The following is an 18,707-nucleotide window of genomic DNA, read 5'->3' as shown; positions in this document are numbered from 1 at the left end:
ACCTTCCTCTTTTACCATATAGAATCTATATTTATTATTTTCCATATACCTTCATTATTCTTTTCGAACATAAATGAATATTTAATATCAGTTAAAATGTACTCTTTCTGTACATATCCAGTATTACCGTTAATTGTCGATATTTTTATATATCCATCATTCTGCACTTTTTCTGGAATCCAAGCTTTTACCATTTCATTAGATACTTCATATAAAACTTGTGATTCTCGCTTTGGTTCTGCTAAAATTTTTGTTTTATTTCCAGTAACAGTTGCATATATAAAATGTGCTTGCTTTGGTTGGTTACTTTCCGTCAATCCACTTGGTACTTTATATACTTGCTTTGTATCATTTCCAAACTCTCCCCCCATTGTAAGGGCGACTTGCAACTCATGAAAAATATCTTCATCAAACTTCAGTTCATCCTTCTTATAACTCTTCCCTTTAAATAGAACTTCATCATTTAACGCTTTGTACAGGTCATTTTCATTTTTTGAGTTCGTACTTTGATATAGTTCATTCATAAATTGTTTTAATGATGGATCTTGAGCAGACTCATCTTTTGTTTTAGGCTTAATTTGAGTACTACTTTGTACTGGTGATTTATTATCATCAAGCCAAGGTTGTTGAACAATGAAAAATAACATTGTACAAACTAAAACAACTACAATAGGTAATGCTTTTTTACGAAATGGTCTTTTATGTTTTACAAAATCCACTTCATTATTTTCGTATATAGACTGCTTTATTTTAGAAATAAATTCTTCTTCATCTTTACGATTCTCCATTGGGCCTTTTTTTATTTTTCTATACCAGTCAGGATTTTGTTTATTGTTCATCACTACTACCCTCCCCTATTAATTTTGAAACCTTACTTCTCGCTCTACTTAATCTCGATTTTACAGTTCCAATGGATACTCCTAATGTTTCAGCCATTTCTTCATATGATAATTCATATTTTGCGTCCAATATAATTATTTCACGGTGCTTTTTAGGTAGTTTTAATACAACCTTCCACACCTCATTCATCTCTTCTTGGTTAAAAAATTCTTGTTCTGCTGACAGGGATTGCTTATCGTCACTAAAAAATCCTATTAAAGATATCCTTTTAAAATAGGAGGATTTCAAATAGTTTATTGCCGTATTTCTTGTGATTTTTAAAATCCACGTTTTAATAGATGACTCCTTTCGAAATGAATTCCAATTTTTAAACACCTTTATAAATACATCTTGCGTGATATCATCTGATAAGTGTGGATCTTTCGTAATAATAAATGAATAATTCCATACATCTTGCCAATAGTCTTTTATAACATAGTCCAGCTCATCATGATTACACTTTTCAATAAACGTCTGTTCCATTTCCACACCTCAAACTTATTTGAATAAACATAAAAACTGCCCTCACTTTTATTATGGTTTCAATATATAGACAAGATACAAGTTTCATTTGTTCCATTGTTTATCTTTTTTCAAGCAGAATAATACTACTAAAAAACAAGTAAAGCATACAATGATAAAATTCTACTCATGAAAATCTGTTTTTTGAATTTAACGTAACACTCCACTTGTCCATTTCAACTTGCTATACTCTTCTATTTACCATTAGCAATGCCAACTTTTCAGAAATGAAAATTAAGATAAGGTATTAACTTTCTAGAGTCGCAGCAAAAAAGCATTCTCGATTAGAAAGAATGCTTTTTTGAAATTTCATTGCTCTATATTTTCCCCAATTTATATCTTTGAGTTAAGCAAACATGTAATAAATGTAGTCAAAAAATTCACCTTATAATTAAGTATTATTTCTGAAATACATGTTTTACTTTTTCACCTGGAACGTTACTTCCCCCTCTTCCTTTTACATCTTCAATCATCATTGTAACAATCATGTCTGGCGCATTTGCATCGAAAGCTGCGAACCATCCCAGTTCTTTTCCGTCTGCTTCTTTCGACTCTTTCAGTTCTGCTGTACCAGTTTTACCAGCAAGCGTTACACCATCAACCTTTGCAATTCTCCCTGCACCATCAGGGTCATTAATGACTTTGATTAATGCACTCTTTAATATTTCTTGATTCTTTTTAGAAACCACATTTTCTTTCCAATTCCCTGCTACTTTTGCTTCTTTTAAAAGATGTGGCGACGGAATATTCCCTTCATTCACAATCGGTGCATATGTTAATGCTAAATGAAGTGGTGTCATTAATACTTGTCCTTGTCCATAGCCTGTGTCTGCTAGTTGGATATCGTTTCTTATCCCATCTCTTGCAATGATTGAAATAGGAAATTCGTATTCGATTAGTAATTTTTCATGAAAACCGTATTTCTTCAGTTCATTTACATACTGATCTTTTCCTATTTTCAAAGCTTGTTGAGCAAAATAAATATTATCAGAGTACTTCATTGCCTTATCAAAATCAATTGGACTTGCATCCTTTACACGCGTTACATAGTAATTTCCCCAAGATGAATCTTTTGTCCACTTCAATCCTTGAATTTTAAATTCTTCCTTCGGATTTATTGTGTTTGTTTCCAAACCAATTGCACCTGTGATCGTTTTAAATACGGAACCTGGTACAAATGCTTGTGTAAAGCGATTCGTCATTGGTAGTTTCGAGTCGTTACTCCATGCTTCTCGTTGGGCTTTCGATGCTCCTCTAACTATTATATTTGGATTATAAGCAGGGCTACTTACAAGTGCGATTGTTTCACCTGTTTTAGGATTGACCGCTGCACTAGACCCTGCTTCAGTTTTCATCTCATTAAAGATTTTTTCTTGAATTGCAGCATCAATTGTTAACGTAACATTTTCTCCTTCTTTTGCTTCTTTTTTTGCTACGTTTTTAATCTCTTTCCCCTTCTCATCTTCTATAAATACGCGTCCACCCTTTTCACCACGCAATTTATTTTCTAACACTTTCTCTAAACCAGTCTTACCTACTAAATCATCTGCTTGATAACCTTGTTTTTGAAGTGATTTTAACTCCTCCGCATTCACCTTTCCTATATATCCAGTTAAGTGTGCCGCTGCTTCACCTAATGGATACGTACGAATATTTACTGGGTGAGATGAAACTCCTTCTAATTCAATATAATCATTCTGTCTGGTTCCCTCTTTTAAAATGCCAATTGGTACAAAGGAGTCTGGTTTTATCCATTTCGCTGTGAGCTTTTGTTCGACCTCTTCTATAGACATATCAAGTAATTGTGCTACTATTTCTTTCGTTTGCGCTGCTGTTTCGCCTAGTTTCTCTGGAATAATTCCAACCTCAGTCGCTTTACCATTCGTTGCAAGCCCTTTTCCATTTCGATCATATATTTCTCCGCGTTTTCCTTGCTCTATTTGCATACGTACTTTGTAATCTTTTTTCATACCTGGGAAGATGAAGTCTGGTGTCCAATCTATTTCCCAAGACTCTTTATCTTTCACAAGTTTTGCTTCATGGATGAATGAAACTGGTCCTACATCCGTATCCATCTTAACTTCAAAAAGAAAAAGCTCTTTATCTTTCGTATTCTCTCCTTTCATTTTAACTTTTAAATTATTAGCTCCAATCCCCTCATAGATTTTTTGATATTTTTCTGTGAATTCTTTTTTAGAAATCGATTTTTTGGCATGGTCTGATAAATGATCATACATATTTGCAAATTTTCTATCATTCCATAAATTGATATATTCTTCAAATGCTTGTTTTGGTGGTTCGTTTTTATTACATCCTACCAACAAAACTGCGAAACAAACGAAAAGCAGCATCCATAATTTTTTCAATTCAATCTTCTCCCTTAGTTAAAAATGATGATTCCTTTCGTAATTTATTTAATAAAAAATGTTTTAACGCTTAATAGACAGTGTAAGTAATGACATTGTTCCATATTTACAAAAAAATTAATATCTATGTTCATTTTAATACAAAAAAGGCAGGCATAAATATATGCCTGCCTTCCGTTCCCAAAATCAATTACACCCTAAAACAACGTGTGGTTAACCAAATCCAGATACTCTTCTACACCCTATTTTTTACTTTTCTAAAATAATTCCTGCTATTTCATTAGCATATTTTTTAGAGTCAAATCCATCATAGTTACTTAGTACTACAACAGTCAAATATTCTTTTGGAAACCGCATGAAGTATGAACGATAACCTGCCCAGCTACCTGAATGTTCCAAGTATCGACAGTTAAAACCTTCTGCAAGCCTTAGCCCAAAAGCATAATCTTCATTGTCAATAATCGTTTCCCTAGTTGGAGAAATTTCCGGACCTATTTCGCTCATTCTTTTAACAAGTTCTTTTCCGCCAACGGTACCTGTAGTTAAATTTTCTCCCCACTTTACCAGGTCTTCGACTGTTGCATGAACTGCCCCATCACCTGTATGTTCCCAAGGGCTTTCATAGACCATATATGCTCCTTGTTCATTCTTTGAATACCCCCTAGCAATTGATATAGTAGTTGGGTAGCAATCTACAATTGTTGTGTCTTTCATATTTAAAGAATCAAAAATACGTTCTTTTGCAAACTGACGTAAAGACTTCCCGCTTACCTTCTCTACCACCAATGACAATAAAAAATATCCTGTATTGCTATACTCAAATTTTGTGCCAACAGGGAACCTTGCAATTTGATGACCATTAAGGTGTTTTAGCGATTGTTCCACAGTTAATATATCAGTAAATTCAATATTTTCCGCATGAGCCAATTCCATATAATCAACTAGTCCGCCAGTATGATGAATTAGATGCCTCAATGTTACTGGTTCAGCATATGTTCCTATAGAAGGGACAAACTTTACAATTGAATCATCTAAACTCAATCTTCCCTCTTGTTCTAAGAGTAATATAGAAAACGCTGTAAATTGTTTAGAAACTGAGGCGATATTAAAAACGCTCTTTGTGGTTATCGGTAGATTTTCCTCTATAGAAGCTAAGCCAACTGCACCTTTATACGTTACTCCGCTATCAAAACTGGCCATATATGCAAAGCCAGGAACTTTTGGTGAAAACTTTTTTAATAATTGTTTAATCAATGTATGCGTCTTTTCATTATATGTATTATTCACCTTAATCACATCCCCTTCTCTTTGAATGGTTAGGAATACAATAAAAAATACTATATATATAAAATGTCAAATTCTCCTTTCAAAATTTAAACTTTTTAATGCATTATGCCAAGTACTAAAGGAAAGCAAAAATTATTAAAGAAATTAATAGTCTACCTTAGGATTGCTCTTAACAGGTTAAAAGCTTTTACAAACAAATTTTAGCAAACAATGTCTTCCCCCTCTTTTTTTATGACAGTTTTTTGATTGGAATGAAAGCCAATAGAATTAATTATTGAAATATACAAAAAATCTTAATATAAACAATATTTTACAGCGCTTCTTCTATAACGTAAATATTCATTTTACTTTATTTTCCACATAACAAAATATTCTACTTGAGAAATTATTGTTCCATGAAAATTTTTTCCTTTTCACCAAATGGAAGAAGAATCCTGACTGTTAGCGCTTTTCGTATTACTCAAACCTGATAACAAGCATGCGTTCTCCGTCAAGTGTACTTCAGCAAAAGTACTAAATCCTGGAGTGTCACCTGTATGCCTCCCAATCGGAACACAGGTTGGAAGCTTAGTTTCATCCTTATAAATAAAAAAATAGGGGGAGCCTATCGTGACAGACTCCTCCTAAAATACAACTCTCGTATACATATCGGAAATGAATTTATTTTACTAATAGTGAATATTCACCATTTTTATCATCAAATTTATGCACATTCAGATAATATTTCCCTGGTTTCGCTACGAATTTTCCCTTTATAGTATTTCCTTCATCTTCACCACAAGCTACATAATTTTGCATATCTGATTCATGATAAAGTACCCATGTCATCCCAATATTTTGTTCATTTACCACAGAAATCTCTACTTCTTTTGGATCTGTAACATTAAACGTATAAACATCTGTTTGATCAGGAGTAACCAGATTTCCTTTTACAAGCGTATTAAACGGGAGTATCTTCTCTTCTTCAAGGGACCCGCCTGTTTGCGGATCTTGTTTTACAGTAACTTTTGTCTGTTCTATACTTTCTTTTCCTCTACTATCTTTCACAGTTAGTTCCACAGTATATGTTCCTTTTTCTCCATATATGTGGGTAGGATTCGCTTTTGTACTTGTTATACCATCCCCAAAGTTCCATAGATAAGAAATAACTTTTCCATTTTCACTTGTTGTACCATTGCTATGGAATTGAATTTCTTCATTTACTATCCCGCTGTATGGTCCATTCATATTTACTATAGTAGTCGTTTTTTCTTTTTCCTCTGTCGCAACACCATGGAAAACAATATCATATTCAAATTGATTAGCTGCATTCACACGATAGTTTACAAAATAGGCTGTAACTGTTTTATAACCGCTCCACCCTTTTTGGGATAACTGCTCTAAAGTTTGATTTACTTGTTTACTCATCGTTTTCCAATCTTCAGACTCACCTTTTGATATCCCACCAACGTACGTGCCTTCCACGCTAAATGTGTTAAAGAATTGCGACTCATGTTTTGTAATTTTTGCATCTTTTATATTTGCTACATCTACAATTTCGTTTTTCACTTCAGCTAACGGCTTTGGTGCGTGTTGAATTAAATAATCATTTGTTACTTGAGGTACATTATATTTACCTTGATTATCAGTCAACTGCTGCATATATGCTTGATATTCTGCATTCAATTGTGTATTTTTGCTTAATAATTCACGATACGCATCATAATTTTTCACATCGTTTGCACGGATTAAATCTTGAAGCTTATCAAATGTATCAAATTGATGATTATACAAATAAGACTGTAGTGCAAAGGAATACTTATAAAAATCCCAAGATCCATATTTGGCGAACAAAGTTTGCTTTGCTGTATAACGGCTTGCTGGATCAGATGATAAGCCACTTATTATACTTTTACGTGGAACAACATTGTTTGTACGTGTAGATCCTGCAAAAAATTCTGCATTCCCTTCTTGGAACCAAGTTAACCGTTCATTTTGATACATTTCTCCGCTTCCAAATAAACTAGGAACCTCATATCTTCCTTGTAAATAATGAGTGAATTCATGACGGAACAACTCTTCTAAACTATAAATACTCTGCTTTGGCGTACGCTCATATGTAAAGAAAGTCCCCTTCTCTTCAATATAAATTCCACCGTTGTTTGTTTCATATCCATATAATTGTCTATTTAATTGATATTCATCTGGATTATTATAAATTACTATTGTTAGTACATCATCAGCATTACCCGGTTCTAGTGCTTTATCATTTCCAATTACACGGTGATATTGTGCTTTTACTTCCTTGGCTGCCCAATATAATCTCTTAATTTTTTCTTCTGTTACTTTATCTCCCGTCTTAAAGACAATAGATCCGTCATCAAATATAATTTTTTTCAAATACGTAGAAATATGGTTTAACCAGTAATCAATGATCAGATCTTCTTAACTTAAGTAAACCTAAATCTATTTGTCTCCATACAGAAAGAGATAAATAGTTTTGTTCCTATTCATGAAATAGTACAATATATGCAAAATTACATATCTAATTAATTGCTTTTAATGTTATATTTTAATAGCGATGAATGCTATTATTTCATAAGTTGTCAACAAGCGTTATGTATGTATGAGAAAAAGGAAGGAGCCAAATAGGCCCCTTCCTTTTTCTACTAATTAACTAAATTACTCTCTGGTAAAAATTTAAATAGTAATGCTCATTTACAGGCGTCTCATTATGCATTAAACATGCTAACTTAGCTTGCTGTCGGAAAAAATAAAAACGATAGCATTAAGTTATTAAGAGACAAAAATTCATCAACACGAAGACAGATTTGTCTTGGCTAGATAAATTTGGTGATAAATACAGGAAGTAACTCTTACGATCCAATGATTCTTTTTCCTGCCTTCTACCCTTGCCACTTCTGTTTCATGACTTGTAAATAGAGATCTTCAAACTCGTTAAAATGGACGCGAAAAACACCTAATGTATCGATATAAGCAGAAATCACATCTTTTTCATTAAAATGGATACCTTCCTGTGCTAAGTCATAGCTATCATTAAGGCTGTATAAATCAAAATATTCTTCTTCCCAATACAGGCCTCTATTTACTAGTAATCGAGTAGAGCAAGTAATAGCTTGTTTAATATTCCATTTCTGAACTACTAACTTTTCATTTAAGACTGAAAGAAGGATGTTTACCGAGGGGTTTTCATCAACTATGCGGCTATATGACAGTAAAGCCGATTCTATATATATCAGCTTTGCTTTAGACATTAAAGATATCTCCATAATTTCATATGGCGGGTGATCATTTGCTTCAATCAACCTATCGCACCATGAAATAACCTCCTCTCTATTCCAAAGTCCGCAGCCTAGTCCTAATGCATACAAGTGGGCTAAAGTTTGATAAGATTTCAATATGGTTCACCTTCAATTTAACTGTATAGTGGTATTGCATTCATTTTGGAAATAATCACGCTTAGTAATAAATATAATAAGCTGCCCAAACGGACAGCTTATTTGCATTAAAAACGCTACACATGAACTTTTTCTTTTTTTCGACGCACAAGCCACCAAACTAAAGATAGCAGTACTAGGGGAAACGGAAATATCTGAATAAACAAAAATACTTCCCAAAAATCGTGCATCGTACTACCAGGGGAATCTGTTGCCATCCCGCCAATAAAAAAAGACAATGGAATGACAAGTATATTTATACCTAAGCTAATCATTAGGAATGATAGATTTTTCTTCCAGATTACTGGTAATGCAGCCGCGATTAATAAAACCAATGCAGTACCCAGTATAAGAAACAGTGCTCCAAATAAAAATACAAAGTATAAAATAGCATTGATTAAAGGTTCCACAATAGCCCTCCTAAGGATTCATTCTATAGAAACACTCATGTTATTTAGAAAGTCAGGATGCTATACCTCTTAGTTGTCTTTCAATTTCTTCATCGCTATAGTCTTCATTTATCTGCTTAGAATACTTAATCTACTTGCTTATATTCTGGACTGCGTTAGGACATATGTTTCTATTGTACAACCAGCTAGCAAGAAACCCACACTTATCCCTGCTAATACGGTACCTTTAAAGGCTCTGTTCATATTCATTTGCCCCTTTTATCTTTTCGTATTTTTTCTCCATCCATAGACAGTCCATTATGAACGTTTTCATTATAAGTATTGTCTGCTCCTTACTATCTGTTTCGGCCCTGATTCTTCTCGTTTACCGTTTCAGTATTACGCTTCAATTCGCATTATCATCACATAAAAAGGACATACCTATTCATATATATACCTTTATTATTTTATATTGAAATAAATAATGGTTCAAAGTTATTTTGTGAAAATTATACAAAAATTAACAATTCATCAATTACCCAACAATAGATAATATGGATAAAGAAAAAATACTAGAGAATATCACATTGTAGTAGTCTCTAGTATCTTTTCATAGTATTTTAGCGGCTATGCAATACGGAGGGATAAAAAAGGACCTCTTACGGAAAGATAAGAGGTCATCAAAAAGATAAAAATGTTGTATTTGAAACACGCGAGTTTCTAATTCACATCATAACACAATATATTTGTATATTCAATATATACATTAAAGATAAAGAATATTACATCATTGAAGATTACGGTGAACCAGGAGATAGTGTTGAAAATGAACCTACTTTGCGCAACATTTTCCCGAAAAAGTATGCGGATGTAGCACCTGCTAAGACATTTTGAATAATCTTTGCAGCTGCTACATCAACGGGTAATTTATTGTATTTCCAATCTAGAGAATCAATTGTCCAATCCCATACTTTTAAAACTAGTGAAATAGATCTTTTTAATTACATACTTAATTTATTTTTTAATGTCCAATATTTTTCTCCATTAGCTTCAAAAGAGAATTCTACCCATCCATTCGGATCTTCACGATAAATAAAGATGGTTGTTCCAGGAGTTACTGTACCAACTTTATTCTCCTCGACAGCTACATCTGGTCTACTTTTAATTTTTAAATTAAATGGATAAGGTACCTGATAGTAAGTAGCTGATGATACAACATTTGAGCTTGAACCGTCTGCATACATTTTATATGGAATTTCATTAGATAACGCGTCGACATCTAATGTTTCAGGATTCTTTGGTAATTTTTTTGCATATGTATAGTCTTCTACACGAAACGGTTTAATACGTTCCATAATACCCGCAATTTTCTTAGCCCAGCCTTTATCTGATGCATATTTCACGTTCATGCCAGTTAATGTTGACCCGTTATAATACATACCACTTTCTTCTAAATATCTTTCTCGTACATAATTAGCGTTATAAGCAATACTATCGCCGTAGCTTGGTAAATATTTCGCATATTTAAACGGATCTCCATCATATGCACGTAGACCGAATAAATTATGTTTTTGATATGCGATTTCTGATTTTCCGTATCCAGATTCTAAAATCGCATGCGCCGCTAAATAATGAGCACTCACGCCATATTGATTTTGCGCATTGATAAAATCTTGTCCATGTCCAACTAAGGGACTATCTGAATGATATTTTGCAATAAAACTATCAATCTCTTGAGCTGTAATTTTCGAAGCCACTGTTAAATTTAAATCTTCATATGAGGTAGCAGTAATAACCTCTTTTTCATCGTTTAAATTTTGTTGTAACATATCTGTTTTTGCAGTAAGTTGAGCAGCTTCAGCACGTGTTATAAATCTATTTGGTTGCCAACCGTTCTCGGTACCATTAGAAATTTTTAAATCTATTAAAATATTGGCATGTTTTTCTCCCCAATGCCCTTTTAAATCTTCAAATCTAACCTGCTCGTTATGATTTGCTGTGCTTTGTAGTTTATATGCATTTACTAGCATGGTAGCCATAGCAGCACGAGTTACTTTTCCGGATGGATTAAAGATTCCATTACCTTCACCTTTAACAATACCAGCTTTTTCAGCAGCAGCAATATAAGGAGTAGCCCAGTGGTTTTGTGAATCTGTAAAAGATGGTTTTGCATTAGGGTCAATTTTTATACCTAAAACTTTTGTCATAATTTTTGTAGCCGAAGCTCTGTCTAAGGAGTCATTTGAACCAAAAGTTCCATCTGGATAACCATTTAATACCTGTTTATCAACTAAATAGTTAACGGATTTATCAGCCCATGTAGGAACATCAGGGAATTTATGAGTATCTGCTAAAATATTAGAAGAATAGGATAATATAGCTCCTGCAAGGATACCTGTTGCAATTAATTTGTGCTTCATTAAAATAAACACCTCTACCATTGTATTTATCAAATTGAGATTTTCTATTTTTATATTTACATGTTTGTAATAATAATAAAATCGTATTATCACGCATTCAATTTGATGTAACGAGTATAGTTACTTATATACACAAGTGTCAATGAATTTCTTTTACAAAAATACATAATATTTACATGATTTTATAATTGACTTATGTATAAATTTTGTAAAGGACCTTTTGATAGATTTTACCTGAAGAAATCTCTTTAGTTGTTAATTTGCCAATCTTTCTCGTTTACTATTAATCAATTAAAAAAAGAATTTTTTGTTTGAAAATCTTAAGTTGATGGATGTGTGAACGTACCGCTACTAAAATTCTTGCTTTTAATTTATTATTACTGTATTATATTTACGTATCAATATAAGGATTATATTATATAAAAAGGAATCAAGTCTATAAGTAAGATTTAAATCCTTTTCCAATTCAAAAAGATTTTGCCAAAATCTAATATAATTTATGCTTATCTTTTTAGTATGTATCTAGTAAAAACATATTTTTTATCCATAGAATTCTGTTTTCAATGATATTAATTAGTGTTCTAAACAAGGAATCCTACAAAGTGATCTGAAAAACCTGAGAGATATTGTATGTAGTTTGCTCATCTCCAGGTACTACAATAAAAGAGCCTTACCTCTCTAGGCAAGACTCTACTAGTTTAGTTGTATACTATTTACATGATAACTAAGAAACAGAAAACATATAACACCAAATAACAGCACCCTATTACTCCTCCTACAGCTAATACCTGTTTAACCCAACTCTTAAATTTTTGATTACTGTAAATCGCTTGCACTCTTTCCATATTTCCTCCTATTAAGGAGAACCCTTAAAGACTCTCACCTCGCTATAGTACCATTAAAAAATGAATAATAGAGATCTAATGTATAAATATGCAATATTGCATACGGAAATGTATTGTTATTATTGTAAGCGCTTACTATAATAAAGTTATAAAGATTTATTACATCTTAATACGAAAAAGAGGAGAGAATAATATGGAAATCGCAATGGCAGTTTTAAAATTTATAGGTGGAGCAATCCCATTAATTCAAGAACTACTAAAAGTATTTATGTAAATTCACTATTTAGCAATTATTTATAAAAATTATTATACAAATGATCTGTATATCAAAAATGAATTGGTTTACAGATCATTTGCGTGATCAAGGTCCCTTTAACATGACTAATGGGCCTTTTTAAAATTTTTAAATAATTAAGGTTACGTCACATCACCATCAAGTTAGCAAAATAAAACGAAACTTTAACTTGATGGTGATGGGGTAACAGTTGTGATTTAGAGATAAGATCAGATTATACAAAGTTTTGCACGTCAGCGATACCGGAAATAAACTTCGCCTTTAGTAGCAAGAATCCCCAATAAAGATAGTCAACTTGCCTATTTAGGAATAAGAGTGTCAATTTAAATAATGCATTCTGAAACACTACTCTTCTTCTAAAATAGCGTAATAATATTCATCCCACCATTCATTCCCATGTGGTATACACTTCCTGAAATAGCCTTCTCTTCTCATTCCAATCTTCTCCATTACTCGATATGATGGGGTATTTTGTGGCTGACATGTAGCTATAATCCTATGTAATTTCATTTCCTTAAATCCATATTCCAATGTAGCTTGTGCTGCTTCAGAAGCATATCCTTTATTGAAATATTTAGGATTGAACACCCAACCAATCTCATATGTATGCTCACCAAAATATTTATGAAAAACTATATGACCAATCAGAATATCTTTATGAATTAATACTACAGGAAAGTTCTTAGCGTTTTCACCAATGTTTTCATTCACAAAGTTTCTTGTATTTTCTTCAGTAAAAACCCCTTCAGGTATGTATTTCATAACATTGATATCTGATGTATACTCATGAACAGCTTGCCAATCTTTGAACTCAAATTTCCGTATTAATAATCTTTCTGTTTTTATAAACATTTACTTTTCCCCCTCAAAAAATTGCAACTATATTTTAAATCCACATTTAACCCTTAAAACAAAAAGAACTTGTAGGACTCTCTACAAGTTCTTTTTGTTTTAAGGTGAATATACGAGCCAAACAAACTATCTTACAGATTGACTGTAGAAACTTTAGGGGTAATGCTTTGACAAATATATTATATAACAAATATTAACATCCACAGGATTTATTTTTGAAAATTATGTGAATTAAGAAAGGAAGTAGTTTTTTCTTAGCTATTATTATTATTATTATTAACTGACGGTATCATTATATTTTATTCTGCAACTTATTTAGAAGAGCTATGTACATTTCGAAGAAGTTCTTCAATAAGTTTTGTTTTTTCATTTACCTTTGTGGCATATGTGAAATCACCATAACAATATGGATACCTAAAATTATTTTTATTTCCACCACAAGTATACATCGCTGGATTTTGATCAACTTTCATCTTAGAAAACTTTTTGGCTGAATCCTCCGAGTGTTGTTTAACTTCTTGACTAGCAACAAAATCAATATAACCTGACCCCATATTATAGCTTTGAATAATTGTATCCATGCTAACATCCTTGTCCGTTCCATATTTATACATTTTAGCAAAGTGTTTTACCCCTTGTTCAATGCTCAAGCTTGTCTCTTGAATTTCATTTGGCTTTAATCCAAGTGATTCAGATGACTGCATAGGATCGTTTCCCTCACCTCTACTCTCTTGATACATAATTCCTAATAAAATTGGTGTTTTCTCTCCTAAATTATATTTTTCTAATTCTTTTTTTAAGGTAGACTCATATTGCAATACACGTTTTTCGGTGGCTTGCGCTTTATTTTGTTGAATATTGGTTTTATGATTAAAATATAGCATTCCAAGTATTATTACTAAGCCTAAAATACTAATAAGGAACACTTTTATAATTTGTTTTTTACTTGTATCCTTCATATATTCCTCCTCGTATAAAAAATTTAATTTTTCAAAGGTAATTGGTTATTTACAAACTATGTAATGAACATCTATCTCCCGCCCTTTTTAGACTCAAACATCAATACTTTAAGGTTTTAAGTTTAATATAAAAATTTAAAGATAAGGTAAAGATAAGATAAAGATAAAATAAAGGGTATTTTTTAGCGTACTTTAAAAGATATTGCTACAAAGGGATATATGGGACAACTTGTTGATATGAATGGATTTAGTGATAATTGAAAGGTTATTGTACAAGTTATTAATTATGGAGACATCATTCCAGAAGATTTAATCCATCTTTTCAATATGCTTTATATAAAAACCACAACATAACATATAATAAAAAACGGCGAACCCTCCACCTAGGAGAATCCACCATCACAAATAACTGATTATTTCACACCTAGTTTTTTTGCTTTCTTAGGGATCCCGTCTTCCAGCACTTCCTCTCAAGCTGTTACACCTGGAATATGATGTGATTGCATTTGAAACAGGGCTTTGGGAAGCAGCAGATGTTCAGCAAAATTTTGATAACTCAACCGCTACAGAAGCGATGAAACAATCCTTATACTCTGTATGGAAAACTGAAGAACTTGAACAATTATTTACCTATATGAAAGAACAAAAAGAAAAAGGAAAGCCACTCACATTAGCTGGTTTTGATATGAATTTGTTTTATAAATCTTCATTCCGCTCTTATGCAAAAGAATGGTTGCAAAAAGTAAATCCTGAAGTAAAGAGTGAATTTGATACAGCAGTGTCAGAGTTGATTGAACTGGATAGGTATTACAATAAAAATAAAACATATCCCTATGATCGGTTTAAAATGGAGATACAGCCTGTAATTAACAAGTTTGAAAAGGTTAGAATGTTTATTCAGAATCATAAATCTGAATTGATTCAAGTTACACCACATCCTACGTATGATGTGAAAGTCAGAGGTGGCATCTCCTCACCTAACCTGACAGACTATTCTTTTTATATCCGAGATCAAAAAATGGCACAAAACTTCGCATGGCTAACTGAAATGCAGTATGGAAACAAACTGGCCCCCTTTATCAAGTAATAATTTGTTCTGCACCCATGTTGATAATTCTTCTGGTAATCGGAATGTAACGGAACCATGTTGCTCTTTTATAATGACATAGGGATTGCGGAATTCTTCTTGAATGCCGATTCCAATCACTTGATACAATTTCCTGCACTGACTCGGAAACAATATATTTGGAATGTCTAATGATTCAATTTCATGAAAAGAATGACGGAATCTCACATCCATTGCAAATACCATCACACCAACTCCCAGCTATACGTAAAACACAATTAGTATACCGATGAGATCTATGTTACGTGCAGAAATCCCCGTTTTCTCCCCAGACTTATCTACAAGAATAAAAAAGGAATCACAAGATATGTTCCCTTTTCACTATTTGTTTTCTACACTTTTAATTCCAATATTTCTAGATGCTGAATAGATCCGCCCCCTGGCAGGTAGACATCTTCCTCCTTCAGCAGGTATACGGAACTTTCCGTTTCTACTAGTGATGGAAGATTGCGCACGCCAAATAATAATACTTTTCCCCTATTGCCCAAATGACGTGGGGTATGCATGGAAATCGTAAGGTTGTTTATGCATGTAATTGTTCCTGTTCTTAAACATTTTCGGGTATCTATTTTTATTATGTTTTGCTTTTGTAGTATTTCTTATTTTTATTGTTTGATTGTTATGACTGGCATTTGCTCGTTTTCGGAAATTTCACTGTAACCAAAATAAAGTAGAAAAAACAATAAAATAATTGTCCAAATAAATATAAACACTTTATAACTATACTTCATATGAAAAACCTCATTTTCCCTATATAAGTGAATGTACATACACCCTATAAATCTAATTACATAAATTATCGGATGTTTTAGTAGTAGAGAATCATTAAGTATTAAGAATTGTTATTCATAAACATATCCAAGAATTCTTCAAAAAAATATCATCTAGGCATTTTAACATTTCATCAAAATGCACAGATGATATTTTGTACGTTTAGCTTGGTAATGCTTTTTATGTAATGAATTCTTATCTCTATTTCACCTTAATGTTTATATGTACAAGAGTCTGTGTAGCAATTAGACTGTACTTTAAATATGTACTCAATTGTGTGTGGGAAAGGAAGCACATTTTATTTAAAGTGGTTACTTTAAAGCCCTTAATTAGTTGGTAGTCTTCTTCATTCAGACAAAAAGGAAATTTAAAGTGTGCACGTACTTTCAACTCAGACTTTTTACTACACACACTCCTATACACATAACAATATTTATAGTTTTTTGTAACATTACGGAAATAACAAGAAATAATATCGAAACATTTATGATATTTTGTAACAATTTAGTAATATAACTGTAACATAACGTGTATAATCGCACAATACTTTTTAACTGAAAATCAATAAATTTATGTAAGTACCCATAACGTATTACATATTGTTTGTGAAACCTTTTAATGAACAAGTATAAGTGGATGGCGGGAATTGAACCCACATCAGAGGTTCTGGAGGCCCCTGTTTTACCCTTAAATTATACCCCCTCGTGGTCGGAATGACAGGACTTGAACCCGCAGATCCACAATCTAGCAAGTCTAGCATTTCGCCACAAACTCCATAAAAATAGAAAAAGACCACCGAATGTACTCGATTGTCTTTTTGCCATGCATATCTGCACAAGAAGTGTATACTTCAAACCCTTTAATATTTTTAGCTATGAGCATACTTATAAAACTCTAAAAACTATTTGATAATCTTTTAGAATCTAACTTTCTTTTAATACTATTTGCTATTTCTTCAATATTTTCATTTAGAAAGAAATGATTACCTTCAAAAGAATGAAAAGTACACGTTTTACTTGTGTATCGTTCCCATTTTATTACTTGATCATATGTAGTGAATTCATCATTTTCCCCATTAAATATAAGAAAATCAATATCACATGGTTGTGTATTTTTGTCATGAATATACGTCTCAACGATTTTAAAATCTGCTCTTAGAATAGGGAGAAAGATCTCCATTAATTCTTCTGATTGCAGTACCCCAGATGGTGTACCTCCCATTGCAATAACTTCTCTTTTAAATTGCTCATTAGAAAGATTATGTCGGATATTTCTTATTTTACTATTTGGATGATTTCTACCGGACAAAACAAGAAATTCAGGCGATACGTTTTTAGAATCTTTTATTTTTCTGGCTACTTCATAGGCGATCAAACTTCCCATGCTATGCCCGAATAGAATGTAGGGCGAATCATCTATCTGCATAACTATTTTATTGTAGACATCATTTACTGCCTCTTCCATACTTTGGTACAAGTTTTCTTCAATTCTATATCCTCTACCAGCTAACTCTACCGGGACTACCTCAATATATGGATTAAAGTGATTTTTCCATTTTGCGTAACTAAACGCAGATCCCCCAGCATGTGGAAAGCAAAAAAGTTTAGTCTTCTGCATTGATTTTCTCCTTACTTTCAAATTTGTATATAGTTTGGCAAATTGTATAAATGTCTTTAATTATTATCTCTTGAGGAAATTCATCTCTTGTTGCACAAGCAGATAACTTATAATTTGGATCAATGTTATATTGTTTAAAGTAAAAGTTTTTAGGTATATGCTTGTATGAAATTAAAGTTCGTGATTCTTTTTTTATAGAGAATGAATTTAATGGGGTATAAAGCCCTTTTCCAATCGTTTTTATATAGCTTTCTTTTAATGTCCATAAATCATAAAAATAATTAATTTGTTCATCAGAATTCATATTAGATATATCATAAAATTCTTCCGCTGAAAAAAATTCTTTTGCTAATTTAAAAGCCTCTATTTCTGAAACTTTTTCTATATCAATACCCACATTAAAATTAGCAGTAGTACAAACCACCCATTCTCCTGAATGTGACAGATTAAAATGAAAGTCAGAAAAGTTTTCAACAAAAGGTTTTCCATACTCATTATATATAAATCTAATTTCTTCATTATTAATTTTATACTTTTGGCAGATTAGAGATCGGATTAGTAAATCCCCTATCAGGGTCCTATTAATGTCGCATGAATTTAATAATCGCTTCATTCGCTCTTTCTTCCCATTTGAAACCAAGTTACTAAGTTTCTTAAACAAATGACTTTCAATATTCTTTGGTATTTTCACAGCGTGAATTTGTATGATAAATCACGTCCTTTTTTAAAGAATGGCTTCATATATGAACGTTACAGAAACTCAAATTAACTTTATTAAATTGCATATACAATAGAAAAGGTGCATATTTACATATCAATGAAAATATGCACCTTCCCTCAGTAATATCATCAGGCATTCGCTTCTATTACAAAGATTTCTATGTCTCTACCAATTACTTTTTACATTATCCCCTTAAAAAGTAATGCTCTTAATATATTCAT

At 32.2% G+C, this 18,707-nt stretch carries 14 protein-coding genes and 3 pseudogenes; 3 read left to right on the top strand and 14 right to left on the bottom strand.

Translation table 11 applies throughout. The features are described from left to right. Nucleotides 1-11 precede the first annotated feature (11 nt). From ACX9TM_RS12745 to ACX9TM_RS12715, 7 genes and pseudogenes are all read right to left on the bottom strand, one after another. Complete coding sequence (locus tag ACX9TM_RS12745) at nucleotides 12-839, bottom strand: SH3 domain-containing protein (RefSeq protein WP_001060762.1); 828 nt, start codon at nucleotides 837-839, stop codon at nucleotides 12-14. Continuing rightward, nucleotides 829-1,362: an RNA polymerase sigma factor gene (locus ACX9TM_RS12740; protein WP_000438330.1), complete on the bottom strand. Its 534-nt coding sequence runs from the start codon at nucleotides 1,360-1,362 to the stop codon at nucleotides 829-831. Before ACX9TM_RS12740 ends, ACX9TM_RS12745 begins: the two co-directional genes overlap by 11 nt. Before the next feature lie 437 nt (nucleotides 1,363-1,799). Beyond that, the gene (locus ACX9TM_RS12735) at nucleotides 1,800-3,767 is read right to left on the bottom strand and encodes a penicillin-binding transpeptidase domain-containing protein (protein ID WP_000737757.1); all 1,968 of its coding nucleotides are present in this window, start codon (nucleotides 3,765-3,767) and stop codon (nucleotides 1,800-1,802) included. 249 nt (nucleotides 3,768-4,016) lie between these two features. Continuing rightward, nucleotides 4,017-5,054, bottom strand: a complete 1,038-nt coding sequence (locus ACX9TM_RS12730) for a serine hydrolase domain-containing protein (RefSeq protein ID WP_001066665.1) — start codon at nucleotides 5,052-5,054, stop codon at nucleotides 4,017-4,019. A gap of 660 nt (nucleotides 5,055-5,714) precedes the next feature. After that, a pseudogene (gene colA, locus ACX9TM_RS12725) lies at nucleotides 5,715-7,430 on the bottom strand (collagenase ColA); the annotation flags it as partial. Between the two features lie 509 nt (nucleotides 7,431-7,939). Then, nucleotides 7,940-8,452, bottom strand: a complete 513-nt coding sequence (locus tag ACX9TM_RS12720) for a protein kinase (protein WP_065212723.1) — start codon at nucleotides 8,450-8,452, stop codon at nucleotides 7,940-7,942. A gap of 116 nt (nucleotides 8,453-8,568) precedes the next feature. Beyond that, on the bottom strand, nucleotides 8,569-8,901 hold the full coding sequence (locus ACX9TM_RS12715) for a hypothetical protein (protein ID WP_000433519.1): 333 nt from the start codon (nucleotides 8,899-8,901) through the stop codon (nucleotides 8,569-8,571). A 747-nt stretch (nucleotides 8,902-9,648) separates the two neighbouring features. Between ACX9TM_RS12715 and ACX9TM_RS12710 the strand changes: the two are divergent. Next, nucleotides 9,649-9,756: pseudogene (locus ACX9TM_RS12710) on the top strand (peptidase M56); the annotation flags it as partial. Here the strand turns inward: ACX9TM_RS12710 and ACX9TM_RS12705 are convergent. Together ACX9TM_RS12705 and ACX9TM_RS12700 are read right to left on the bottom strand one after the other, a co-directional pair. Beyond that, nucleotides 9,744-9,857, bottom strand: a pseudogene (locus ACX9TM_RS12705) (polysaccharide deacetylase); the annotation flags it as partial. The pseudogenes ACX9TM_RS12710 and ACX9TM_RS12705 overlap by 13 nt on opposite strands. Nucleotides 9,858-9,881: 24 nt before the next feature. Then, entirely contained in the window at nucleotides 9,882-11,300 is a 1,419-nt protein-coding gene (locus tag ACX9TM_RS12700; RefSeq protein WP_000680975.1) for an S-layer homology domain-containing protein, read from the bottom strand. Nucleotides 11,301-12,233: 933 nt separating this feature from the next. On the opposite strand from ACX9TM_RS12700, the gene ACX9TM_RS12695 reads away from it, so the two are divergent. After that, nucleotides 12,234-12,419, top strand: a complete 186-nt coding sequence (locus ACX9TM_RS12695; RefSeq protein ID WP_002196003.1) for a hypothetical protein — start codon at nucleotides 12,234-12,236, stop codon at nucleotides 12,417-12,419. Between the two features lie 366 nt (nucleotides 12,420-12,785). On the opposite strand, the gene ACX9TM_RS12690 is transcribed toward ACX9TM_RS12695, so the two are convergent. After that, nucleotides 12,786-13,292 (bottom strand): GNAT family N-acetyltransferase, encoded by a 507-nt coding sequence (locus ACX9TM_RS12690; protein WP_000470150.1) that lies wholly within the window; start codon nucleotides 13,290-13,292, stop codon nucleotides 12,786-12,788. 311 nt (nucleotides 13,293-13,603) lie between these two features. Beyond that, nucleotides 13,604-14,251, bottom strand: a complete 648-nt coding sequence (locus ACX9TM_RS12685) for a lysozyme family protein (RefSeq protein WP_000655736.1) — start codon at nucleotides 14,249-14,251, stop codon at nucleotides 13,604-13,606. Between the two features lie 496 nt (nucleotides 14,252-14,747). On the opposite strand from ACX9TM_RS12685, the gene ACX9TM_RS12680 reads away from it, so the two are divergent. Further along, nucleotides 14,748-15,338, top strand: coding sequence for an erythromycin esterase family protein (locus ACX9TM_RS12680; protein ID WP_065382390.1), 591 nt, complete (start codon nucleotides 14,748-14,750; stop codon nucleotides 15,336-15,338). On the opposite strand, the gene ACX9TM_RS12675 is transcribed toward ACX9TM_RS12680, so the two are convergent. From ACX9TM_RS12675 to ACX9TM_RS12665, 3 genes are all read right to left on the bottom strand, one after another. Next, nucleotides 15,291-15,563 carry a hypothetical protein gene (locus ACX9TM_RS12675; RefSeq protein ID WP_065382389.1) on the bottom strand — a complete coding sequence of 91 codons (273 nt, stop codon included), beginning with the start codon at nucleotides 15,561-15,563 and terminating at the stop codon, nucleotides 15,291-15,293. The genes ACX9TM_RS12680 and ACX9TM_RS12675 overlap by 48 nt on opposite strands. Nucleotides 15,564-17,042: 1,479 nt before the next feature. Beyond that, a complete protein-coding gene (locus ACX9TM_RS12670; RefSeq protein ID WP_001172947.1) occupies nucleotides 17,043-17,765 on the bottom strand; it encodes a thioesterase II family protein in 723 nt (240 codons plus the stop codon). Then, on the bottom strand, nucleotides 17,752-18,456 hold the full coding sequence (locus tag ACX9TM_RS12665) for a 4'-phosphopantetheinyl transferase family protein (RefSeq protein ID WP_002195517.1): 705 nt from the start codon (nucleotides 18,454-18,456) through the stop codon (nucleotides 17,752-17,754). The genes ACX9TM_RS12670 and ACX9TM_RS12665 overlap by 14 nt, the downstream gene beginning before the upstream one ends. Between the last annotated feature and the right edge of the window lie 251 nt (nucleotides 18,457-18,707).

The sequence above is a fragment of the Bacillus sp. LH1 genome, from assembly GCF_057924895.1.
Note: the sequence above shows the minus strand (reverse complement) of the source record. Positions and strands in the feature narration are given on the sequence as shown.

What these genes read in the sequence shown, in the direction of transcription:
- ACX9TM_RS12745 (WP_001060762.1), bottom strand. Translation starts at nt 839, where the DNA reads ATGAACAATAAACAAAATCCTGACTGGTATAGAAAAATAAAAAAAGGC.
- ACX9TM_RS12675 (WP_065382389.1), bottom strand. Translation starts at nt 15,563, where the DNA reads ATGGTATTTGCAATGGATGTGAGATTCCGTCATTCTTTTCATGAAATT.
- ACX9TM_RS12685 (WP_000655736.1), bottom strand. Translation starts at nt 14,251, where the DNA reads ATGAAGGATACAAGTAAAAAACAAATTATAAAAGTGTTCCTTATTAGT.
- ACX9TM_RS12740 (WP_000438330.1), bottom strand. Translation starts at nt 1,362, where the DNA reads ATGGAACAGACGTTTATTGAAAAGTGTAATCATGATGAGCTGGACTAT.
- ACX9TM_RS12670 (WP_001172947.1), bottom strand. Translation starts at nt 17,765, where the DNA reads ATGCAGAAGACTAAACTTTTTTGCTTTCCACATGCTGGGGGATCTGCG.
- ACX9TM_RS12700 (WP_000680975.1), bottom strand. Translation starts at nt 11,300, where the DNA reads ATGAAGCACAAATTAATTGCAACAGGTATCCTTGCAGGAGCTATATTA.
- ACX9TM_RS12690 (WP_000470150.1), bottom strand. Translation starts at nt 13,292, where the DNA reads ATGTTTATAAAAACAGAAAGATTATTAATACGGAAATTTGAGTTCAAA.
- ACX9TM_RS12695 (WP_002196003.1), top strand. Translation starts at nt 12,234, where the DNA reads ATGCAATATTGCATACGGAAATGTATTGTTATTATTGTAAGCGCTTAC.